Origin of the sequence: Pseudoalteromonas sp. JC28, assembly GCF_013319255.1 — a bacterium.
Classification (GTDB): domain Bacteria; phylum Pseudomonadota; class Gammaproteobacteria; order Enterobacterales; family Alteromonadaceae; genus Pseudoalteromonas.
In genome coordinates, this window is record NZ_QOKX01000010.1 from 40,986 (window position 1) to 63,292 (window position 22,307).

Annotated in this window: 13 protein-coding genes; 9 read left to right on the top strand and 4 right to left on the bottom strand. The window is 43.9% G+C overall.

Going from position 1 to position 22,307, the window contains the following annotated elements; all coding sequences use genetic code 11:
* Positions 1-66: 66 nt before the first annotated feature.
* From DS891_RS20130 to pgsB, 7 genes are read left to right on the top strand one after another with little or no spacing between them, the layout of a single operon-like run.
* On the top strand, positions 67-2,271 hold the full coding sequence (locus DS891_RS20130; protein ID WP_217448683.1) for a CapA family protein: 2,205 nt from the start codon (positions 67-69) through the stop codon (positions 2,269-2,271).
* Between the two features lie 14 nt (positions 2,272-2,285).
* The gene (locus tag DS891_RS20135) at positions 2,286-4,259 is read left to right on the top strand and encodes a hypothetical protein (protein ID WP_010607850.1); all 1,974 of its coding nucleotides are present in this window, start codon (positions 2,286-2,288) and stop codon (positions 4,257-4,259) included.
* Positions 4,260-7,364, top strand: a complete 3,105-nt coding sequence (locus DS891_RS20140; RefSeq protein ID WP_174170750.1) for a poly-gamma-glutamate biosynthesis protein PgsC/CapC — start codon at positions 4,260-4,262, stop codon at positions 7,362-7,364.
* The gene (locus DS891_RS20145; protein WP_174170751.1) at positions 7,351-9,603 is read left to right on the top strand and encodes a hypothetical protein; all 2,253 of its coding nucleotides are present in this window, start codon (positions 7,351-7,353) and stop codon (positions 9,601-9,603) included. The genes DS891_RS20140 and DS891_RS20145 overlap by 14 nt, the downstream gene beginning before the upstream one ends.
* Complete coding sequence (locus DS891_RS20150; protein ID WP_019647400.1) at positions 9,590-10,342, top strand: hypothetical protein; 753 nt, start codon at positions 9,590-9,592, stop codon at positions 10,340-10,342. The genes DS891_RS20145 and DS891_RS20150 overlap by 14 nt, the downstream gene beginning before the upstream one ends.
* A complete protein-coding gene (locus DS891_RS20155; protein ID WP_174170752.1) occupies positions 10,321-14,544 on the top strand; it encodes a hypothetical protein in 4,224 nt (1,407 codons plus the stop codon). The genes DS891_RS20150 and DS891_RS20155 overlap by 22 nt, the downstream gene beginning before the upstream one ends.
* Positions 14,534-18,601, top strand: a complete 4,068-nt coding sequence (gene pgsB, locus DS891_RS20160) for a poly-gamma-glutamate synthase PgsB (RefSeq protein WP_174170753.1) — start codon at positions 14,534-14,536, stop codon at positions 18,599-18,601. The genes DS891_RS20155 and pgsB overlap by 11 nt, the downstream gene beginning before the upstream one ends.
* Before the next feature lie 11 nt (positions 18,602-18,612).
* Here the strand turns inward: pgsB and DS891_RS20165 are convergent, their stop codons facing one another.
* Positions 18,613-18,792, bottom strand: coding sequence for a hypothetical protein (locus DS891_RS20165; RefSeq protein ID WP_010370747.1), 180 nt, complete (start codon positions 18,790-18,792; stop codon positions 18,613-18,615).
* A 91-nt stretch (positions 18,793-18,883) separates the two neighbouring features.
* Here DS891_RS20165 and DS891_RS20170 point away from each other — a divergent pair, with 91 nt between their 5' ends.
* Positions 18,884-19,930, top strand: coding sequence for a nitronate monooxygenase (locus DS891_RS20170; RefSeq protein ID WP_323054436.1), 1,047 nt, complete (start codon positions 18,884-18,886; stop codon positions 19,928-19,930).
* 113 nt (positions 19,931-20,043) lie between these two features.
* The gene (locus DS891_RS20175) at positions 20,044-21,060 is read left to right on the top strand and encodes a UDP-N-acetylglucosamine 2-epimerase (RefSeq protein ID WP_174170754.1); all 1,017 of its coding nucleotides are present in this window, start codon (positions 20,044-20,046) and stop codon (positions 21,058-21,060) included.
* 69 nt (positions 21,061-21,129) lie between these two features.
* Here the strand turns inward: DS891_RS20175 and DS891_RS20180 are convergent, their stop codons facing one another.
* The 3 genes from DS891_RS20180 to DS891_RS20190 form a co-directional block, all read right to left on the bottom strand.
* The gene (locus DS891_RS20180; protein ID WP_167310207.1) at positions 21,130-21,288 is read right to left on the bottom strand and encodes a hypothetical protein; all 159 of its coding nucleotides are present in this window, start codon (positions 21,286-21,288) and stop codon (positions 21,130-21,132) included.
* 111 nt (positions 21,289-21,399) lie between these two features.
* Positions 21,400-21,567 carry a hypothetical protein gene (locus tag DS891_RS20185; RefSeq protein WP_017217813.1) on the bottom strand — a complete coding sequence of 56 codons (168 nt, stop codon included), beginning with the start codon at positions 21,565-21,567 and terminating at the stop codon, positions 21,400-21,402.
* 244 nt (positions 21,568-21,811) lie between these two features.
* On the bottom strand, positions 21,812-22,285 hold the full coding sequence (locus tag DS891_RS20190; RefSeq protein ID WP_010607842.1) for a VOC family protein: 474 nt from the start codon (positions 22,283-22,285) through the stop codon (positions 21,812-21,814).
* Between the last annotated feature and the right edge of the window lie 22 nt (positions 22,286-22,307).

Here is a 22,307-nt window from a genome sequence, read left to right on the forward strand (position 1 = left end):
AAAGAGTTACAGATATAATACTAAAGAATTAAATAATGTATCTTTTTTGAAAGCAGGCTGGCCACAATGAAAAAAATCTTAAATGTAGTATTGCTATTTGCACTCACAGCCTGCTCAGTTGAGGACCCAAATGAAACAGGTCCTTCACAAATAGATAAGGATGAAGATAAAAGCCAACAAGATAGGGATAGCGAGACGCCCAATTTAAGCATACTTTTGCACGACACAAATGCAACCCCCATTGCCAATGCTAGCCTCACGATAAATGATCAGTTATTTACCTCAAATAACAATGGGATCTTTGACCTGTCGGCTTTAGCATACGGCGCTTATGTCGCAGAAATATCCCACCCAGATTATTTGCCCTTGATTTTTACCTTAGCGAATCAAAATAACAATGAGCAGCAGCTCACGCTTGAACTAAAAGCAAAGTCGAGCACGCTAAAAACCTTACTTTTTGCCGGTGATACCATGTTTGGGCGTCGTTATTTCAACCCTGCTCTCATTACTATGGGAAATTCATTGCCCAGCACCCCTGACGGACTTATTCAGCCCCAAAGCGCAGGACCTGATGCCCAAGCGCTGGTGCAGTTTATGCTTCCTTTATTTAAACATGTCGATTTCGCTTCGGTTAACTTGGAGTCTCCAATCCTAAAAAACCCAACCACGGTCCATCCAAGTAAAGAGTCCGCATTTTTTAGTCTGCCGGAGTCATTAGTTGCCCTCAATGATTTGGGTATTGACTATGTAGCACTTGGCAATAACCACGTCTATGACTATCGAGCACCTGGACTGAACGATACCTTGAAGTATGTCGAGCAGGCAGGGTTTAAATACAGTGGCGCGGGTACAAGTGCGGCAGAGGCATTTAAGCCCTACAGCCAAAGCCTTGGTGAAACAACGATAGACTTTGTGTCTGCGACTTCTATTACAGGCGATCAACATACCGTCACTTATGTGGCATCAGACGCTAAAGGGGGAGCTGCCGATCTAACAGATACCAATGGCATGAAAGAAACGGTGATGCAAGCCAGTACCAACGGCCGCTTTGTTGTGGCTCAGCTCCACGGTGGCGATGAGTATTCATACGCACCAACGGCGTATATTTCAAATCGCTTTGATTTACTTTCCAAAAATGGTGCTAACTTGATGATTGCGCATCATCCTCACGTTGCGCAAGGGTTTGGCTTATATAATGGCGTACCAAGCATACTTGGGCTAGGCAACTTTGTGTTTGAGCAAAATCGTCTTGAAACCTTTTTAGGACTGATAGCTGTGGTAGAGTTAGAAACTGCAGGCACACCTAAAATCAGTGCATTAAAAGCCTATCCCGTTTATCTAGAAGACTATGTTCCTAAGTTTGTAAGTGGCGATCTTGCCAATGCCCTACTGAAACGCATCGCTGAATTTTCTTCACCCGAAATTGGTATCTCATTGCGCTCTGGATTTGCAGAAGTCACCTTTGATAAACCCGCTCAAGCAAAAGCAATCGAACAAAAAGTCATTACCTTAGAAGCCGGTGAGCATATTGTCGATTTACGCCAATATTCAAACAGTGCTGAGTTCCTTAGCAAACTCGCGGCTAGTGATCCTCAAGCAGAGATTGTGCTTGGTCGGGACTTATTGTTCTTTGGTGATTTTGAAGACTGGGACAGCGATAACGAAAAAGGGGAAGTCTCTCGTTGGCTAATTGAGGCCGACGATATTGCGCCCTGCTTAGTCGGCAAATATCGTGGCGTACAAGGGCTTTGTCTACAACGAACACAATTTAACGAAACGCCAACGCGTGTGCCGTTCAAACATACAATTCGTACCATGCCGATTACGCCAGCGCCGAGCACGGCACAGGCTTACCATGAGCTCTCGCTCTTTGGTTATGCCAAAGGAGAGAACGCTGGTGAGTTTAAGGCTGATATTCGTATCTTAACATCAGAAGATAGCCTTATCTTTTCTGAGTCAACGCCCCAATTAAAGCCTGCGGGTAGTTATGAGTGGCAAACATTTAGACAAGATATTACCTTACCTGACGATTCCGTTGTGCTTGGCGAAGAAGGATTGCCCGCTCGTGGCGTCCAGTTTGGCCTCTCCATGGCGCCACCAAGTAGCGGTGAAAGTGCCTTATTTTTAGATGATATTGCGATGATTTCGTGGCAGCGTCCAGTGCAACTTCAGAGCGGTCAGTGGCAAAGCGAGCAAATTCATGGCTTAGAATTTATTAAAGTAAAAACAACGAAGACGACTGAGCTGACTCTCACTTTCAGCCAGCAATAAGAGAGTGAAAAAGCATGTCGATTTTTAGTCAATTAAACTTTATAAAACGCCAACGTGAGTTTTGGCTATTTATGAGTTTATTCGCTATTTTGTTGATCGCGTCAGCATCAGGCTTATATAAACAGGTAAACCTAATTGGGTTACAATGGTTTTCCAAGCTCAACACCACGCAAGCAACGCAAGTAGTCGTGATTGAAGCGGAAAACTTACAGCAACAACATCAGCAGTTAGCAAAAATACTCTCTGGCTATCAACCAAAAGCCGTTGTGTTCTTTGCAAATACCGAACTTTCGCCACAACAAAACAATGACTCAATTTACTATCCATTCAATACGCAATCGGTTTGTTTATTGGAGACAGAAAATTGGTACGGCAGCGCAATTAGTCTCGCACCACCAGCAGGCGCGTGTGACATATTGTGGGATAAAATATTTCCGCAGCATGGTGAATACCTCAACAAAATCATAGACTACTCGCTGCCTTATTATTCACTACCAAAATTTAGTGCGCAGAGAGTGCTTGATGGTGACTTATTCACCGCACAACTTAGCGAAAAAGTCATCTTAGTTGCTCAGCACTCAAAATTTTCACGTTTGAATAGTAATGCTTATTTTGGTGCGCAAGAACTTCCGCCTGTTTACCTACAAGCATTTATTGCCAATAGCTTTGCATCCGACAGTTTTATCCAACCTTTAAATAAAGTGACGATAGTCGCATTGATGGTACTGGCATCAATATTTTTCTTAGTGGGCTACCAAAGAAATGCGACAAAAACCAATGTAGTCATTGCAGTATTCACCAGCATGTTACTTATTATGTGTGGCATTGCTGCGCATCATTGGTATTCCGTGTTATTGCCGCTTGGTGAGTTGTTTTCCTTGATATGGCTATCGCTAATTTGGGTGTTTATTTCACTGAAGTGGTCAGAAGAGGAAAACTTAAAATCACTGATAGCCCTAATCCAGCAACGTATGATGGGTCGATACTTACCACGGCATTTTCTTGAGCATAATGAACCTTGGGATGCAATCATCCAACTTGTAAATCAACAGCTCAACCTGAAAAGAAGTATCTTTCTCACCCGCTTAGAGGGGGACCACAGAGTAACTGAAATACGTGCAATACACTGTCAGCTCAGCGATATCTTAGAGATGCGGAGAGACTACGAACGAGTACCCTATTCAGATGCAATCAAAGCGTTTGGTGCTATCAAAATTACCCGCCCTTTCTTCCAACATCTAGCTGAAGATGAGCAGCAGTACATCGCCCCCTTGATGTACGCAGGAGATGTTCGGGGTTTTTGGGCGCTAACCGTCACTCCTCAAGACAACTTTGATGAGCAAGCATTTATTAAAAATGTAAATCTCTTTGCGCATCAAATTGGTGAATTATTATTCCACTATAAGGTGTTTGCTGCTGAGCAAAAAAATCTCAAAAGCACACTGACTCGAGCGCTGACTTTTTCTCTAAAGGAGCCACTAAGTCATAAAATCAAAAATGCAATTAATGAGATGGATCAAAAACTCACCTCACTGGAGCATGTCTTCAACCAGCTTCACAGTGCCAGTATTTTATATAACTTATTTGGCCAAATTGTGCAGGTAAATGAATCTCTTGAACGCTTTGCTAGAGAACATAAGCTGTCTATTTTCGACATGTCCGCCTTAGACTTACTTTGCCGCTGTACCGAGATGGATAGTGAACAAGCTAAAGGAAAGTTGCGCTATTTAACCCTAAAACGTGGCAAAATCGTATTACCTGTGTATTTAGACAATCGAACTTATTTACTAAGCATTCGCGCCTTACTCAAACAATCAACCAGCCTTAACACCAGTACCCCATTTGAAACCAGCGGGGTGTTGTTTGAATTTATCGACCTTGGCGAGCAATTATCTCAACTAGATGATAAAGAAGCTTTTTTAACACACTTGTCAGAGCAGCTTGCGGTTAACGAGCAACTTTTGCCTGAAAAGTGGGATGACGAATAAATGGACTGGACGCTAATGCTATTCCCAAGTGCGGGCGGACTTGGGCAATCCGTTATCACGTGTGTTTGGATAGGCATCGCGGTTGTTGCATTTTTCAATCTTAGGTTTGGCTTCCCGTTAACTGGTTTAGTGGTTCCAGGTTACCTAGTCCCTTTATTTATCGTGAGCCCAACATCGGCTTGGGTGATCATTGTTGAGGCCATTGTTGTTTATGGCTTAATGCGGTTTTTTGCCAAAACACTTGTTGAGCGACTAGGCTATGCAGAAATGTTTGGCCGTGACCGATTTTTTGCCATCGTTTTGTTAAGCATTATGGTTCGAGTTACCATGGATGTGCTATTTTGGCCGCTGGTCGCCGCGTACTTAACACAATGGGACATCACTTTTGATTACGCCGCACAACTTTATAGCCTCGGGCTGATTATCATCGCATTGACCGCCAATGTAATGTGGAATGGCGGCTTTAAATATGGCATAAAAGTCACCGCTATTCAGTTGATTGTTACCTATATCATCATTCGTTTTGGATTGATGACGTTTACCAACTTTAGCATTGCCAATCTTGCCGTCATGTACGAAGCTGTTGCGGCCTCAATTATTGCAGCCCCTAAAGCTTATATTATCTTGGTGATCACTGCTTTTATCGCATCAAGGGCTAATTTAAAGTACGGCTGGGAATTTAATGGCATTATGCTGCCAGCGCTGCTAGCTCTGCAACTGATGCAACCCACAAAGCTGCTCACATCATTCGTAGAAACAGCGATTATTTTAGTCTTTGGATATGTAGTCTTAAACTTTACTCGTTTAAAACACGCCAATATCGAAGGCGCGCGACTCATGCTGCTGTTTTTTAATATCGGCTTTGTCTACAAACTGATTTTAAACTACGTTGTCGTCGGTTACTTCCCAACCTTAAAAGTGACCGATACCTTTGCTTTTGGCTACATGCTATCGACCTTACTTGCCCTTAAAATTTACCAAAAAAATGCGCTAGGCCTTGTGATCCGTGCAACTTTTCAAACTTCAATTGTTGGTGGCTTTATCGCCATCTGTATCGGTTTTGCAATTATGGTTATTCCAAGCCTATTCGTACAAAGTAATACATTAGCGATAAATGAAACAGCCAGCGATTTAACGCTCGGCCAAGTGATCAGTAATTACAAGAGCCAGCTGTATACTCAAAATGCGGCTAACGTTAATGTCAGCCAATATGTGACCGAGCAGCAACGTAGCCACTTTAAACAAGCAATTAGGTTGCTTAAGCAGGATAGTGAGTCACACTATGCCGAGGCCGCCACCTTACTGCGTCAAGCCGACTTTTCTTTGCAACGTACAACACAATTTTTAGTAATAAAAGACAATCAACAAGATCATAAACGCGGTCTGTTTATCATTAATTTAGCTGCTCAAAAAGCCCATATCATCAGTGTGCCTTACCCCACTGCAGAGCGGCTTGCCAGTGAGGCTGGTGGGATATTGTTTTCCTACTGGCAAAGCCAGGCAATGGCGTTTGGCAATGCGCGACCTAACCAAAGTGGCGATAAGAACGGTAAACAAAGCGAGTTCTACAGTGACTTTTTTATGGCGATGGATATTCCAGAGGTCGTCCAACTCAGAGAAATTAATCGGCAAGTAAGCCAATTGATGCACCAACACAGTTTAAAAGAAGACGCACAGATGTGGATATTTAACAGTGTGCCAAGCTCAGTGCAACAATCTGAACTTGCTACCTTGTTTAACATCAACGATGCACACTTTGGTCTCGCGGCAAATGCGCCTTTACCTTACAGCCAATTCCATGGACAGATGATTGAGGCGTATTTAAGCTCGGATAGCTATTCGTCGTTGCTAAGCGCATATGGCCTGCAACGCATCGACAAAGACATGGATAAAATAAGCACAAGCGATGAGAGCATACAGGCACTTATTGAAGCATTTTCTAGTCACATTAGCGCCAAAGGCAGCGGTGCATTTAGTGCACTGAGCGATACCAGTGCTGCACTGTGGGAATATGAAGTGTTAAGGCCGTTATTTGCTATCACCCAAAACCTTGAGATAGTAACAACGCCAGAAACGCTTGAGGTAAGGCTGAGTCAGATAAATCGCGTAGCAAACCTATTACAGTACCAATTAACTTTAGTTGAAAATAATCAAGGGCAATTCGTTGCGCTTTCTCCTTTAGATACCAAATCTGCCTATGATTTGGGTCAAGGGGTGTACTTTATTGCCTTGCTGGCTAAACCATCCCTCACCATTGCGGTGCCTAGACCACTCTTTGAAAGTAACACGCTGGAGTTCTCTGGGCAGTTGTTTACGGCCACCCATGCAAAGTTACTGGCAATCGCTGGTGCTCATCCGTATACCAGCATAGATGCAAATGTAATGGCAGCCGACAACGTGCGGTCATTATTTAATGTGGTGTATCAAAGTGCACAGCGCTACTTTTATGACAACCCCTTACTTAATTTACAGATCCGCAGTCATAGCGCGCCTGCAAGCATCAGACCTTCAGCGCTTGCGTACCAATTTACAACGCCTAACCCTATTCATAATGACACCATTGCTACACTACAAAGGGTGCTAGCTGATCTTGGTGTTAATACTCAAACCGTTTCAGGACAACAAGCAACCAGAGGCTTAGAACTCGGTACCACACCACAGTCGGGATATCAGCTGTTCGCACCAAAAAGTGAGTTAGCGGCACTGTGGTTGGCATCGGATTTTAAATCGCACTTTGCCATTACCAACGATGCTTTATTGCAACGCCTTTTAGCCGTTGCACACACACCTAGGCTCAAAGTAATCGATTTGCTTACTCTCTCTCCAAATGATTGGCATGAAGCCAGTGCGCAATTTATTGACGCACTTAAAGTGGCCACAGGGCGCTATGCCACCACCCAACATTTACCTGTGCTCCAAGCACTTTGTCAGTTTGAAAGCCAGTGTAAAATAAGCGCCTTTAGCACGCATAGAAATGGTGAGCTGGGATTAATGTTTACCCGAGATAACGCACTGCTCGCGCTATACTTACCAAGAAGAAATCGCGTTATTGATTTAGCCACTTATGCAAAAGCAGTTCATGAGGGGCGTTATGTACTGGATTAAACAGATATTACGATTTGCTATTTTTACAGCTTTGCTGCTACTTTTTGTTTGGTTCGCCGTCACTTTATTTGTGTGGGTAAAATCGGCGGAGCCTTCAAATACCTCGACCTTGTTTAATATTCGCTCCAATGTTCATTGGCTAAAAACCGACAGTGCACTGAAGTTTTCCTTTTCTCCGTCTCGGACCATGTCTGTTCGGGTGTTGTCCAATGGGATATTCGAATCGCAACCACTGGATGATCAGCCTGTCAACTATGCTATTGAATATCAGTTACTTGATGCAAAAGGAGCGATTATTTATCGCGGTACTTATCACCATGCAGCTAAAGCCGCCTCGAACGACTTTCAGCAACAAGTAAAACAGATCATTGAAAACCGTGAAGCGTTGGCCGTGGCGTCTGGGCAATCCTTTTATTTAAATCGTGAAGAGTTACAACAGGCTGCAACCATCACGTTAAAGCTAATACCAGAAAATGCTCAGCTTAAAGGCGTGGTAGTACGCGTCCATGCCCAAACCAGTAACAGTATTATCGACCCTGCCAAAGCATGGCTGAAAAGGCCAACTGAGTGGCGTGAACGCATGACGAATTACCACACCATAGGTGAAAACGCCTTAACCAACGAAGAAAAATACAATTCGGTCATGTTAGATTGGCAAAAGCTAGCGCCACAGGGCGTGCCTAACATCGACTTTCGTGCTGACTTGTTATATGAGTCACTCCCCTACAATGTGCTTAATCATGATTTTTCGACCCAGCTAGACTTAGACAGTTTGTTGATTTCGGAGCAGCTAAGCGCCAGTTTTCGTGTCTATGAACACACTGAATATTTATTAAGCCATCCCGAAAATGCAAATCTTACTTTTGTTTGGCATGATTTACGCCAACTCAACGCGCCAAAGCGACTAACTCCTGAGATGCTAGCCACTACCCAATCTAGACTGAGCAACTTACCTACAGGCCTTGTTACCATTAGCGCAAACGCCCCCACCAGCATTCGGGTATTTAGCAATGGCGTCGACCCTATAGTCCCGCTGCATAGTTATTATTATATGCTCAACGCGCAAACGCCGGTTTACTATCAAGTCTCTCCTAAAAGCGATATCGCTTTAGAGTGGCGCGCGCCCATGGGCAGCACTCTCTCTGTGAGCCTCTATAACAACAATGAGCGGATCAAGGACTACGTTTTTACCGCAACGGCGGAGCAAGCTTTGTTCGATAGACTGATAACTGAAACCACGGAGCGACAAACCTTACCAACCGCAGAGAAGCGTTATTTGGCAATACCAGATAACGTTAATCAAATCAAAATTGAAGCCGAAGATGCGATGGTGAAGCTGCAAGCCCGCAGCCCAACATTTAATTACCTGAGCCATCGTTGCTACCCAGTGTGTGACCCTGAAAGTCCAATTTATCAAGGTATTGACGCATGGTTTAGCCAAAAGGCCGACAACCATTACCTCTTTCACACACAAAAGCAGATAGCATCGGTGCGCTTATTTGAAGCGCCACCAGAAGTACCTGAGTTGCTGCCTCAATACCGCTCCAAAGACTTAGATCAGCTTTTAGCTGTATCGGATATCGCGTTGGTGCCCATTGAGCAAGCTTACTTTGATAACTCAGTACCGCAAATGGAGTTTGAATATCGTCAGGTAGCCAAATCTGCGCTCTTTAAGCTCGGTGAAGCAACAAGCTACCCAAGCAGTGTGATTGTGAAGCAAAAGCGTAAACCAACACTATTTGAAGTTCCGCTAAACAGCTTACAAATAGAGGAGTTAGCTAATACCCAAGCACTTTTCATCAATCAAGGGATCCCAAGAACCGTGCGGAAGATCCGCCTGTACAAAGTAGCGAAAGCAACGCCACTCACTGTTGCTGTTAGAGAGGATAACTTGCAACCTATCGCTTTGGTCGTCAAAGTGTTTAGTGCCGACCCTGAAGATGAAATTACGGTAGCAACCGCTCTGGATAGCACTAAGGTAATCACCCCAAGCGATGAATACACCATTTTAGCTAAACACTTTGTACTACATCTAAACCCAGCACAAACGAGGATGTTTTTTAACCCTAATCACGCGGAGCTGTACGAGTACCCAAGTATTACTTTGCCGCTGTTTCAAGACTTAACATCGCCTAAAACCATGACGCTTAACTTTTCACATGATGTTTGGATAAGTGTACTAGAGGAAAATGAACAGCCTGATGCAACATTAAACTGGTGGCAAGATGAGACACCTTAGTCGCTACGCACTTTACATTACATTGTGCCTGTCATTGAATGTTAACGCTGCGATTCCCGACAGCAGCAAAATGGCGCAATGGTTTAACCAACCTGTAGCGCTCGATGGCTGGCAATTTACGCACCAAGCAGAGCAATTTACACTGACGCCAAAGCCTCAAAGTGACGCGCACGGCGAAGTCACGTATGCGCCAACGCATCGGCCTTGCGTGGTATCTGTTCCACATCGCTTTCATGATAAACATACGCTGACCATTGGTGAGCACATTTTCCAGCACAGTTGCCAAGTGTTACTGAACAACACAAAACACAGATACGATAACAATGACACAGGTAAAACCTATGATTACGCCAAGCAACCTCACAATATTCACGCGTCAGCTATCATAGCTTTTACATCTTTACACCCAATAGCAAAAGTGTTCCAAATACATGGGTTTAGTCAGAAGAAGCGAAAAACCGACGCCGGTAAACTAAGCGAAATAATTTTAAGCCAAGGCAAAACAAATGACGACACACTATGGAAGTTGAAGTCTTGTCTTGTTAAGCAAGGTTATCGGGCGCTGATTTACCCTCAAGAAGTGCAAGAACTTGGCGGGACGCAAAATATCATGCATCAGCTTGCGCTTCCTGAATATAGCTTTATCCATATTGAGCTAAGCTATCAAACAAGAAAGCAATTAATTAATAACAATCAACAACTAGAGCAGTTTACTAAATGCGTGCAATCACTTTTATAATGACACTACTGCTGTTTGCAACGATATCCCGAGCCAATGAGGTAGGGATACAGACGGCTGCCCAATGGATTGATCTGTCACGTATGCAATTTATCCAAGCCAATGCTAACAAGCACTTTGCACCGCAGCAAAAAGCGTGGCTGTTTTTGCCAAGTCACGCGTGGTTAGTCACAACGCCAAGTGCCCTCGACACATTCGAATTTTTTGCGGGGCAAACCCCAGAGCTACGACGTGCCATTCCAACATCCGATTGGTTATGTATTCAATCCCGCTGCCAACTGAGTGCAATAGCACAAAACCGCTTAATTCAGGTTGCTTACACCGGTGATAACGCTCAATCTCTCGCGCTTTGGCAAGGCAGCATGCATAGCCACAGAGATCCGTATCGAAGAGCACTTAGACTGCCAGGGCTTGACGACCAAACACTGCAATTAGCGCAAGATACAGAGCGCTGGTTTCACCTACAACCTACACAAATGACAAGCTTGTTCTTTGAGCACGCCAAAAAGCTCAAACTAGAAGTTCGAAAAGATCTACACGCGATTGCGCAAAATGGTACTGTCACAATTAAAGTCAACGGTGAGGTTATAAGCACCATTGCAATATCAGACATCCAAGCGGATGAGTACCTTGAGCCTAAAGTCGGCTTGTCTAACCAAGATTATATTGCTGTCCCGCAAGGTAGTTATCTCACTATCACAACATCGGTACCTGCCTACCTTAACTTACTACAAATGCACCGTGGTATTTACGACGATAATGCAGGAATAAAGCAGCAAGAGTCGCTATTTAGTCCGTATTGGAATAAACAGCTGAACGAGCAGCTCAGCGCCCTTTACATGAATGGTGATACTTCTCCACTCACTTTTAACGCTTCTGACACGGCGTTAGCGGTCAAACGTAAGCAAATGCTTAACGATATTGCCTCTACGGTGTATTTTTTAACGCCAAGCTCCCCTCAACCGCTCACTCATCATGTTGCGATAAGTGGAGTAACACTGGGCAGCCGCAGCGCCGCTGGGCAAGTGCTGCTCACTTCAAGCGCTCAGCGAGTCAATTACATTACATCGCCTCAGCCACTGAAGTATCATCTTGAGAACATACTGAGAATTGATAATGCAATTACCTTGTATGTTCGAGCAAGAACGCCAGAACGCTTAACCATCACCAGCGAGCATGGCCAACATACGCTGCTTGTTGCGCCTAGCAGTCATTTTCAAAGACTTACCCTACACATGAATCCAGCATCCAAAGTTGTGATGATTGAAGGGGCTAAGCAAGCGCTTGATATCGCTGTAGCAATAAACCGCTTACAACCATTTCCCGACTTCTTAACCATGACGCAAGAAGCGCTAGGCCAAGGGTCATTGATTCAAGGTCTGCTGGCAAGAAGCAAACAAAATCGAGCGGACACTTACTATTTATCTCTTAGCGGGCTGAGTGCACCGGAACTAAGTGTTAAGACAGACAGCCACGGCCAGTTTACCGCCACCAAAGTGCTTGCGGAGCTGCAAATCGTAGCAAAGACCAAACCACTCATGGCACTTGCGAAACTGAAGCCGTATTTGAGTGGGCATAGTGAGCAAGTTGCGTTAATGGCTTGGCAACTGAATATTACTATTTTGACTCAGCTAGAACGCAGTGGAAACGCCGAGGTATTACTAAAATCACTGCTAAAAAGCACCGCTCAATCTTTAAGAGAGTACGCTGCCAATGAACTACTCACGAGATATTTAGCACAGAATGAATATATCCAAGCTAGCCTATTATGCGCTGCCCACGAAACTGATATCACGCAATATCAATGCGATGATATCCTGTTGACGTACCTGCTTGACTCTGGGCTTCAGCAAGAAGCGCTGTGGACAAGCCAGCAAATGGCATTAACACCAAAACAGGCCGAACAAGTCGCGGCAATTCAAACAAACGAACTGACCCAGCCTCAATACAGCCTTAATCACTATGACCTACAAGCCGTGGAGTCACTGGATAATCAAACTGAGCTGTACCCGCTAGGTTCAGGTAAACCCATCAAACTGGTTGCTAAAACGCCTTTGACGGTCAAGCTAAGTGCACGTGCTGCGTACCAAGGACAAGAATACAAAAATACTCAATGGCTGCTATATGAACACAACGCCAAAACCCGGATTTTACCCATATTTAGTGATATTGCAGCAAACTTGCAATTGCAGCCACAAGCGACTCGATTATCTGTTGCATCGCAGCAATATATTCAATTAGCGGCAAATGAAAGCCTCACACTTTTCAGTAGTAATGAGTTGTTTGTAGAGATCCGGGTGCAACCAGAAACCGCTAACACTCCGGCTTTTGCAGATAAGTCTGCGCACTTGGTTAGTAGCACTGATGCGAACATAGCAGATGAGCTCAGTGCTAAAGAAATTGCGATAAATGCCTTGTATCAATTGAGTCAGCAAACATTGTCTAACGAAAGCTACAACAGGGTCCTTCAACGTCTGCACCCCAGTTTATCGGATGATGCCGTTTTAACCGATTTATATGCCCGCTTGATGCGCTATGGTCAATGGCTTGCTGCGGAACAATACACGAGTTATGTGGGCACACAAAAGGTAAAAGTTGATACGCTTGCGGCGCAAAGCGTTGGTGACCAGATCACCGCACACCTCACAGAAAATCAGCCGTCAGGCTTGCCACTCAGAGCAAACGAAATACTGACTATTGATTTTTCTGAGTATCAACAAGTTCAAGTAAGAGTAAAGTTTGCATACTCTGCTGCCAAGCAAATCGTGGCACCGCCTGCTAATGTAGAGCTGGTGGGGCCAAGTCAAAGTGATGTGATCTCGCTGCAGTCAACGCAACCGCTCTATTACGGCATTAAACAAGTTGAGACGCGACAAGGACTATTGCAATTGCGTTGGCTCAACCCTTTATCGGGGCAAAGCGTTAGCGTACGTCCGCAATACTTTGGCCAAGGTCAATGGCATGATATCCCCTTGGATACGAGGCAGATTTTTTATCGCTCTGATAAAACAACCCCAATCACGGCGAAATTAACTAGAGATAGTCTGATTAAAATTGAAACCTTTGCCGATGGTATTAGAAATGAAGCCACCTATTTTCACCCGGCAGGACAAGTCTCACTAACCGGCCAACAACAGCAAACGTTAGCACGCATGTCTATCTGGACGTTAAGTCCAACTTTGCATCGCGTTAACCTAGTACCTGAAGTGCCAATGTTCTTAAAAGCCAAACAACAGTTAACACCAACAAATGCTGAGCCCAAATTTCAGCAAGCTCGTATTGAAACTGATGAAAGTCGCACTGGCGTCGAAGGATTTTTGAATATTGATAGCGACGACATTGTGCAAACAACGGAGCCTAGCCCTAGCCGTACTACACTCGATTTAGGTTTATCGTTGAGAGTGAAGGATGAGAATAACTGGTACCGCATCGATACTTTCTACACGATGGATAATCATCACCAAGACACCTTCTCTATCAATGGTCAATACGATTGGCTCTCTCAGCAGTCGAACTGGTTTGCAGAAGCGAGGGTGCGTAATCGTTGGCAGGATGCAACGGCTATCAGTGAAACCCATTTAAGCTCTAGTATTTCGGCAAAGTTTGGCCAAATTCACCGTTATAACAGCGGTTTTAGAAGCATTTGGTGGTGGCAGCCTTTTTACACTTACACCAGTATCAGCAAGGACGAATTTATTGCAGATGAGCAAATTGGCCCTGATATGTACACCTTTTACCGTAATAATCATAAGCACGGCTGGCAAGCGCATGCTGGGCTGCGCTATCAGCCTTGGGTTGATAGTTACTTCAGCTCCGGCGTTACACTGACGTCAAATCAAGATTGGCAAACGCTCGACAATGCACTGTTTTCATTTGATTGGTATCAATTTTATCAAGGCCATATTTTCCACGCCGGATTAACATCAAGCTATGTATTTGCCGATCAGAACCGTCCTAATCCAACATGGCAATACTTAACTCAATTGGGTTGGCAAACGGGTTTTGACTTTAGTCATAACACCGCGGGTTGGTTAGGTGTAACTTGGACTCAAGACTGGTTTAACAATACCCATCAGGTTGGGCTACAAGTACGTTTAGGCAATTTACAGCAAACCGCTTTTGCCCCCTATGCTCACGATGAAATTATTTTTGAATCGTTACAGCTAAGTCATTTATTAGAGCAAGATTTACATGAGCGTTGAAGCCTTAAAGAGTCAATTAGAAGCCCTATTTTTTGCCGAAACTGAAAAGTTTTGGCTGAACTTGTATCAACATAAATACAGTGCGTTGATCGACGAATTGTGCGCATGGGAACTCATTTACAATCGCCCTGAAAACGAGGATGAAACCGACTGGCTGGTACTTCAATCTATCGCCTTTTTGCGGCATAAAATTGAGACCCTACATGAGCAAATTTTGCTGCTCGAGGTATCCCACACCGGATTTGTACAGCGTATCGCTAAGTCTGAATTTGCCAGCGAAAAAGAGCTACATATTATCGCCTATGCTCAAGAACTTGGCACCACTAAAGTCGCGTTAGAACAAGATAAAAAAGCATTTTCGCGATGGTTTGACGAAGGCGCTGTAGTTGCTCGATATCAACATCAAGTTGCCACGATAGAACAGCAAGTTAAGTTTTTAATTGCCAAACTTGGCGCCTTAACTAACCGATATTTACGTGCTCACCACGATACTCTAGAAAATGCTTGGCAACGTTTGGATTTGCAGCCATTTTGCTTAAATTTACTCGCCCATAGCCAAAATCAACATATTCGTCATGGCTTGATCCGTGCACTAGTCAATATGGTCGCAACCTTAAACAACTATGAAGTCGACTCGGAATTAGACGCAGAGCTTATCGCCAAACTTATTGAGTTGCTTGAGTCTGACAATATGCCCTATCAAGCCACCGTCGATATTCTAGAGATCTTAATACATCAACGCCCCACCTTTATTCGTGCCTACATGTGGGCTTTGCTTGAAGAAGCGAACGACATTGAAAATAGTCAGCAAGTTGATGCCGAAGTACTCTATATTTTGAGTATCTTTCCTAAAATTATTGTCAGCCAGCCACAGCTTACAGAAAAAGATCTCAATATGCTTTGTGCACTCAGCGAGCACACCTTGCCCAGAGTGCGCCAAGTTACGCTAGAGTTTGTCGAGTTTTATCCCACATCCTTTGCACAAGAGTTAATCGCCAAACGGTTTGAGCAAGAAAGTGAAAATGCCGTACTTTTCACCTTGATAAAACAGTTATCCGCAGACCGCTTTTGCCAGCAGGACTTTGCATTTTTACTGTGGCAACGTGTGCTAACAGGCGACTTTAGTATGCAGCTCAAGCGCTTAGCGCTTGAGCAAAGCGCACGTATTATGCTGAATATGCAACTTGAATCAAATCAAGCCGAACTCTGCTTCAAACGGTTTATTGATACCTTAAATGACTGCTTATCGAACGAAACAAACATCGCCGTTTGCCGTTATATCACCAGAGCCAGGGAACAGCTAGGTAGCTTCTATCATCAAGCCATCATCGCGCAGCTCAACGCTTCTCTTGAAGCCAATGAACAAAGTGACGCACTGGCAACTTGGTCTCGTGATGAACTGGGTCGCTCACTTTCTTATATTGCACAGCGCGGTCAAAGTCTTAATGCCTCAAAAACAAAAGCTGGCTGGCGTATCCAACAAGGCTATCGCCAAGCAAGAAGGTTGTGGCGAGTAATACACGAAATAAGACAACCAAGTACCGATAAACGTCAAAGCTATTCTCATACCAAAGCGAAAAAGCCCAGCGTGTCGATCCACGTCCCTAGCTGCACTACCGCGGAAATTAGCGAAACAAAAGTGCCGGGGGAGTTGCTCTTTAATATCGCCGAACAAACGAGTCGACCACATTTACCATTACTCGACTTTTTGCTAAGTGTACTGACTAATGACCACAGTAAAGAAGACGCCAAAACCTATACGCCGGATGGTATTTTAGCCGTTACTCCGCCATCAACTTTGTGGCGACGCCTTAAAGCGTACTGGACCATAACATGGCAGTTTGCAGAGCTAGACCGCTTACGAAAAGGCAACGAACTTGAGCAAGGTAAGTATTTGGATGCACTTAACACGCTGGGGTTTTCTCTACACTTTAGTGCCTATGGCGACATCGCAAAAACGCCATTTCCTGTCGCGAAAGACATTCAGCAACTTTATACTCGCTCTGGTGTCACCTCTGCGCTACTCACAATTTGGAGCAGTTTTAAAGAATACGTCGATGCCATTTATCAAAATAGTATTTCGCAGCTGGTTTTCTTTGTGCTTGCATTTATTAGCTACTTTTGGACTCGGCATATTTATGTCAGTAAAAGAATAAAACAAAATCGAAAACACATTCCGGTGTCCATTGGCGGCTGGGGAACACGAGGAAAATCAGGAACCGAGAGGCTGAAGTCGGCCTTATTTAGCAGTTTGGCGCTGAGAGTCGTGAGCAAGACCACGGGCTGTGAAGCAATGCTTATCTATTCAAAAATTTCTGGTGAGCAATATGAGATCCCACTATTTCGGCCTTTCGACAAAGCGAGTATTTGGGAGCAAGCTGATGTGCTACATTTTGCAAAGCAGGTAAAAGCGGACGTTTTCCTGTGGGAATGTATGGGCCTGACTCCGAGATATGTAAAAATTCTAGTGCGCTGGATGAAAGATAACTTCGCCACCATTACTAATGCCTACCCAGATCATGAAGATATTTTAGGCCCAACAGGCTTGGATGTAGCAAAAGAGATGTCTGCCTTTTTGGGTTACAACACCCAAGTGTTCACCGCCGAGCAGAATATGGCCTCCGTACTCAACTTGGCGGCGGAGCAAAAAAACACGTCACTCATTCAGATTCATTGGGGTGATGGATATCAAATAACGCCTGACATTCTCGCAAAATATCCCTATGTTGAGCATCCGGATAACATCGCCTTAGTCTGCAAAATGGCGCAATATATTGGCATCAATAAAGACTATGTGTTCAAAGAAACGGCTTCTAGGGTTATTCCCGATGTTGGCGTGCTTCAGCAGTTTACGACTGCAAAGATTGGTGCAATCAGTCAAAGCTTTATCAACAGCATGTCTGCCAACGAACGCCTAGCAACGATAGAAAATTGGAAACGCTTAAACATCGTCGAACAGGGAAAGCAGGCGCAAATTGTTGCATTAATTAATAATCGTAACGACCGTGTAGCGCGCTCGCAAGTATTTGCGAACATTCTGGCCAATGATCTGCATTTTGATGCCATTGTGGTGATCGGCACCAATATCGATGGCTTCTTTAAGTACTTTATGGTTGCACTGGAAAATCTCTTACACAGTATTTTCAGCAATAACGACCACAACGCACTGCGCGATTTACTCAGGCGCCTTAGGCTCACATTATCGCGAGATGCGCTGATCGCATCATTAAATACTACGACAGACAAGCTACCTGAGTCTGCGTTTTCAAGCCTCGACTCGCTGCAGTCGCAACTTAATAATGAGGACGACACACATCACCCTACTCTAAAGCGTTTTGAAGCGTGGACAATTGCCCAGTCGCTTTTGGAAGTTGAAGACCTGAGCACTAGGCTTTCGCAAACCGCAGCGCTTGCAGAGCAACTTGCCTCTCTCAAATGTACGTTAGTGCATGATAGCGACATCAAGCCTGATGCTTTAAACCAAATCATCGCAAAACAAGCACTGCCAAATGAACACCAAATTATCGTCGGCATGCAAAATATCAAAGGCGCGGGACTGGGCTATGTTTACATGTGGCAAAAGTGGCAGTTGTTTAATCAGCATTGCGAGCGTCTGAGCCACCGCAGCGTGACACAAACTGAGTTTAGAAATGGCTTAAGTAGAATTTTACAACAAGAGGAACTCAGCGCGATTGAATGCCAATACTTAGCTGACAAGCTCGACTTGTTCGAAGCGTTGCCCAATGCCCAAAGCGAATTTAGCCAAGCCGAATTAACGCAAATAAAGCGCAAACTAGAGCAACAAATACAACGCTTAGGAAGTAAAGATAATACCCGAGCTCGCTCGCCGCTAACACGCTTTTTGAATAAATTGGTCGAGTCATTTTTAGATGCCGGCGCGGCGGTAAAAAGAAAGAAAATAGCAGTTCAGGTATACAAAGATATCGCCGACTTTAGGATCACAATAGAAAAGGCAACCCTTATTTTAAGTGAATTAAATCGTTCGCAAAAACCAGGATGGTTGAAGTTACAAAATGGTAAGCGCCGCAAAAAATAGCTCGGCGCTTGTTACCCGACTACCAAAACGTAGATAAGTTTAATGATCAGCGTCACCATTAATAAAGGCAGTACATATTTGGCATACTTTTGCATTTTATCTAGCCCTAAGCGCTGCTGATACTTTTCCAACAGCGGTATCAAGACAACCAATGCGATGACTAAACTCACTAATAATATAACTACGTTCATCTTAGCTCCTCTTTCTAAACAGGTATCTTACAACCAGTATTCACTTCACGCAAAATTCCAGCTATGCTCATAAACACATCTGACCAGTAGAATAACAATGATGAAAACTGCTATCACCGAATTATTTGGCATCGAAAAACCCATTATATTACCCGGTATGAGCTGGATTTCTGTCCCTGAGCTTGTTGCGGCAGTGAGCAATGCTGGTGGCTTAGGTATTTTAGCCACGGGCCCGCTCAGTCAGGACGAGACACGTCAAGCAATACGAAAAATTCGTGCACTCACCGATAAGCCTTTTGGCATTGGTGTGACGTTAATGATGCCAGGCGCCAAAGAAAATGCCAAAGTCGCATTAGAAGAGCAAGTGCCTGTTATCAATTTTTCTTTAGGAAAAGGCGATTGGCTAGTACAAGCAGCTAAAGCCTACGGCGGAAAAGTCATTGCCACAGTGGTGACGCAAAAGCATGCATTGGCAGCACAAAAATCTGGCGTTGATGCGCTATTAGTTACAGGTCATGAAGCCGCAGCCCATGGTGGTGAGGTAACTTCACTGTGTTTAGTGCCGAGCATAGTCGATATCGTCAATATACCTGTAATTGCCGCAGGGGGATTTGCCGATGGTCGAGGACTTATCGCCGCGCTAGCGCTTGGCGCAGAGGGCGTTGCGATGGGCTCTCGTTTTGCAACATCTAAAGAAAGCCCTTTGCATCAACATGTCAAAAATACCGTTGTGGAAAAAGACGTTGAACAGACGATTTATTCCAAAAACTTCGATGGTCTTTATGCTCGAGTAATGAAAACCCCCATGGCTGAAAAGGCAACGCGCCGCCCGATGAACTTTTTCATGGCCATCATAAAATCATTCAAGGCTGCAAAAATGGTCGACATGCCCTTATGGAAGCTACTACTAGGACTGTTATCTCAATTCGATAAAATTAAGATGCTGTCACTCTTTGGTGCCGCCACCGAAAAGCTTGAAGCCGCCACAATCCACGGAGATTTAGACCATGGCGTGCAATTTATTGGTCAATCTCAAGGCTTAATTCGAGAAATCGAATCAGTACAAACCTTAATGGATAACATGATGGCTCAAGCCACTGAGGTGCATTCACGTATCAGCAACAGTACAGCCAAGTAACGGATGTTTGGTATTGATGCGGTAAAAGCGGTATTATTTGCTTAATATCGCTCTGGCCCTAGCTGCGCCATTCAAGTGCTGGCCATAAACTCTGATTTTATAAGTGACTTTCAATGCCTAAACATTATCTTTTCTACATTGAGCAGCCATATAGCTTTGCCATTCTAAGACCCCTCCAAAATGCTATCCGTGCAAACGGTGATGTGGTGAAATGGTTTTTAAAAGGTAAAGATGTAAACTCAAGTTCACTTGCACCAGACGAATCAGAGTTACTGAGCGTAGAGGACGTCAAGGCGTTTAACCCCAGAGCAGTATTTGTACCTGGAAACGTTGTTCCTGACTTTTTTCCAGGCGCCAAAGTGCAAGTATTTCACGGATTGGAATATAAAAAGAAAGGTCACTTTGGGATCCGCGGTTTCTTCGATTTATATTGTACTCACGGCCCAATTACCACCGTGCCATTTAACCAACTTGCACAAAAACATGGTTATTTCTCAGTGATTGAAACTGGCTGGCCAAAACTCGACCCTTATTTTGATTACACCAAGCAAGAGAATGAAAAGCCAGTCATACTGTACGCTCCCACTTTTTCACCCAATCTCACGTCGCTTGAAGCATTACATGCACAAATCAAACAGCTCGCAGAGTCAGGAAAATACAAAGTCCAACTTAAGTTTCATCCTAAGACGAAACAGCAGTGGCAACAGATGTACATAGAACTTGAAACCATCAGCGACTTTGAAATCGCCGGAAATGACAATCTTATTCCACTCATTCAGCAAGCCGATATGGTGATTTCTGATACCTCTAGCGCCGTTGATGAGTCACTATTAATTGGTAAACCGGTTATCACTTTTAATAATCACCAACCTCAAGATGCCTTAATCAATATTACCGACGCAGGCCAATTATCTGTAGCGGTTGAACAAGCACTCAACCTCTCCGACGCACAAAGTGAACGTATTGAGCAATATATTCAGCAAGTGCACCCTTACCGCGATGGTAAAAGCGCCGAGCGCATACTCGCTGCAACAGAGACCGTAATTGCTGCTGGATTAAAGCGTAAACCGCTTAACTTATTGAGGCGTTACAAAATACGTAAATCATTGAATTATATGAAAATAAAATAAAATGGTAACTTTCGGAAATAAAAAAGCTCACTTTACTGTGAGCTTATGCAAGTTAATTTATCACTAACCTTAACACTCACACTGCCAGTATTGGTTACCAGTTTCCGTCAAAGGCGGACGACAACGAATACCTGTCGCACCACCAGCGATGTTTGGTGTTTGCTCTTGAGGCAAACTTTGTTGTTTATCTAATTGTTTTAATGCTGTTTTTTTAAATTTCAATTTCATCTTCTTATCCTTGAGTTAATCTTAATTTATAAATTATGTTGTTTAAGGTTGATAGTCCAACAAGTAGATTCTCCACCTCATCAGGCTAACCTAAAACACTGCTCGACTATACTAACAACGGCACTGACCGTAATCCGTACCAGTCAACGTTTCTGTTAAACGGCATGGGATTCTAGTATTTGGCTCAGCACCGCCAGCTACTTGAGGCGTTTGCTGTAAAGGTAGGTTTTGGTTTTTATCTAGTTGCTTCAACGCTGATTTTTTTAATTTTAATTTCATTATCATTTCCTTGAAATAGTCGTTTAGTGATCAAAATTTATCACTAATTCTTAAGCTGCCATGAAAAAATAAAAAATTCAACATTATTAACAATAAAATCAACTTTAAAATTCACTCACCACAAATACAACACTTAACCACATGTTAAATAATAACTTCTAACCAAGCACCTCAAAGAAACGCACCATCAAAAACAAACAAAAAATTAATAAGTCTGCAATCTAATGAGATAAGCTTACCTCAACTAGGCATCTTGTTGCTTATCCATAAAATCAGCCATACGCGCGAGTAACTCGGTTTCTGTGAGATCTTCTTTATGCGTGCCAATCGTCCAGACATGACCAAATGGGTCTCGTAGCGTTCCCGCCCTATCACCATAAAACTGATCACAAACGGGCGTGACTTGCTGTGCCCCCAATTCAATTGCCCCCGCAAACACAGTGTCCACATCGTCAACATACAACATCAAGCTAACGGGCGTACCACCAAGCTCACTGGGATCTTTAAAGTGCATATCAGGGCACATATCTGAAAGCATCACATAAGAGTTACCAATCAGCAGCTCCGCATGTGCTATTCCTCCATCTGGTATAGGTAACTGAAGCTTTACGCTCGCGCCAAAAGCAGCTCGGTAAAATTCGATAGCTTTTGCTGCACCAGCCACAATGAGGTAAGGCGTGAGTGAATGATAACCGGAGGGAATTGAAGAAGTCGCCATTATATGGATCCTATAAAGTCCG

What these genes read in the sequence shown, in the direction of transcription:
- DS891_RS20130 (WP_217448683.1), top strand. Translation starts at nt 67, where the DNA reads ATGAAAAAAATCTTAAATGTAGTATTGCTATTTGCACTCACAGCCTGC.
- DS891_RS20135 (WP_010607850.1), top strand. Translation starts at nt 2,286, where the DNA reads ATGTCGATTTTTAGTCAATTAAACTTTATAAAACGCCAACGTGAGTTT.
- DS891_RS20140 (WP_174170750.1), top strand. Translation starts at nt 4,260, where the DNA reads ATGGACTGGACGCTAATGCTATTCCCAAGTGCGGGCGGACTTGGGCAA.
- DS891_RS20145 (WP_174170751.1), top strand. Translation starts at nt 7,351, where the DNA reads ATGTACTGGATTAAACAGATATTACGATTTGCTATTTTTACAGCTTTG.
- DS891_RS20150 (WP_019647400.1), top strand. Translation starts at nt 9,590, where the DNA reads ATGAGACACCTTAGTCGCTACGCACTTTACATTACATTGTGCCTGTCA.
- DS891_RS20155 (WP_174170752.1), top strand. Translation starts at nt 10,321, where the DNA reads ATGCGTGCAATCACTTTTATAATGACACTACTGCTGTTTGCAACGATA.
- pgsB (WP_174170753.1), top strand. Translation starts at nt 14,534, where the DNA reads ATGAGCGTTGAAGCCTTAAAGAGTCAATTAGAAGCCCTATTTTTTGCC.
- DS891_RS20165 (WP_010370747.1), bottom strand. Translation starts at nt 18,792, where the DNA reads ATGAACGTAGTTATATTATTAGTGAGTTTAGTCATCGCATTGGTTGTC.
- DS891_RS20175 (WP_174170754.1), top strand. Translation starts at nt 20,044, where the DNA reads ATGCCTAAACATTATCTTTTCTACATTGAGCAGCCATATAGCTTTGCC.
- DS891_RS20180 (WP_167310207.1), bottom strand. Translation starts at nt 21,288, where the DNA reads ATGAAATTGAAATTTAAAAAAACAGCATTAAAACAATTAGATAAACAA.
- DS891_RS20185 (WP_017217813.1), bottom strand. Translation starts at nt 21,567, where the DNA reads ATGAAATTAAAATTAAAAAAATCAGCGTTGAAGCAACTAGATAAAAAC.
- DS891_RS20190 (WP_010607842.1), bottom strand. Translation starts at nt 22,285, where the DNA reads ATGGCGACTTCTTCAATTCCCTCCGGTTATCATTCACTCACGCCTTAC.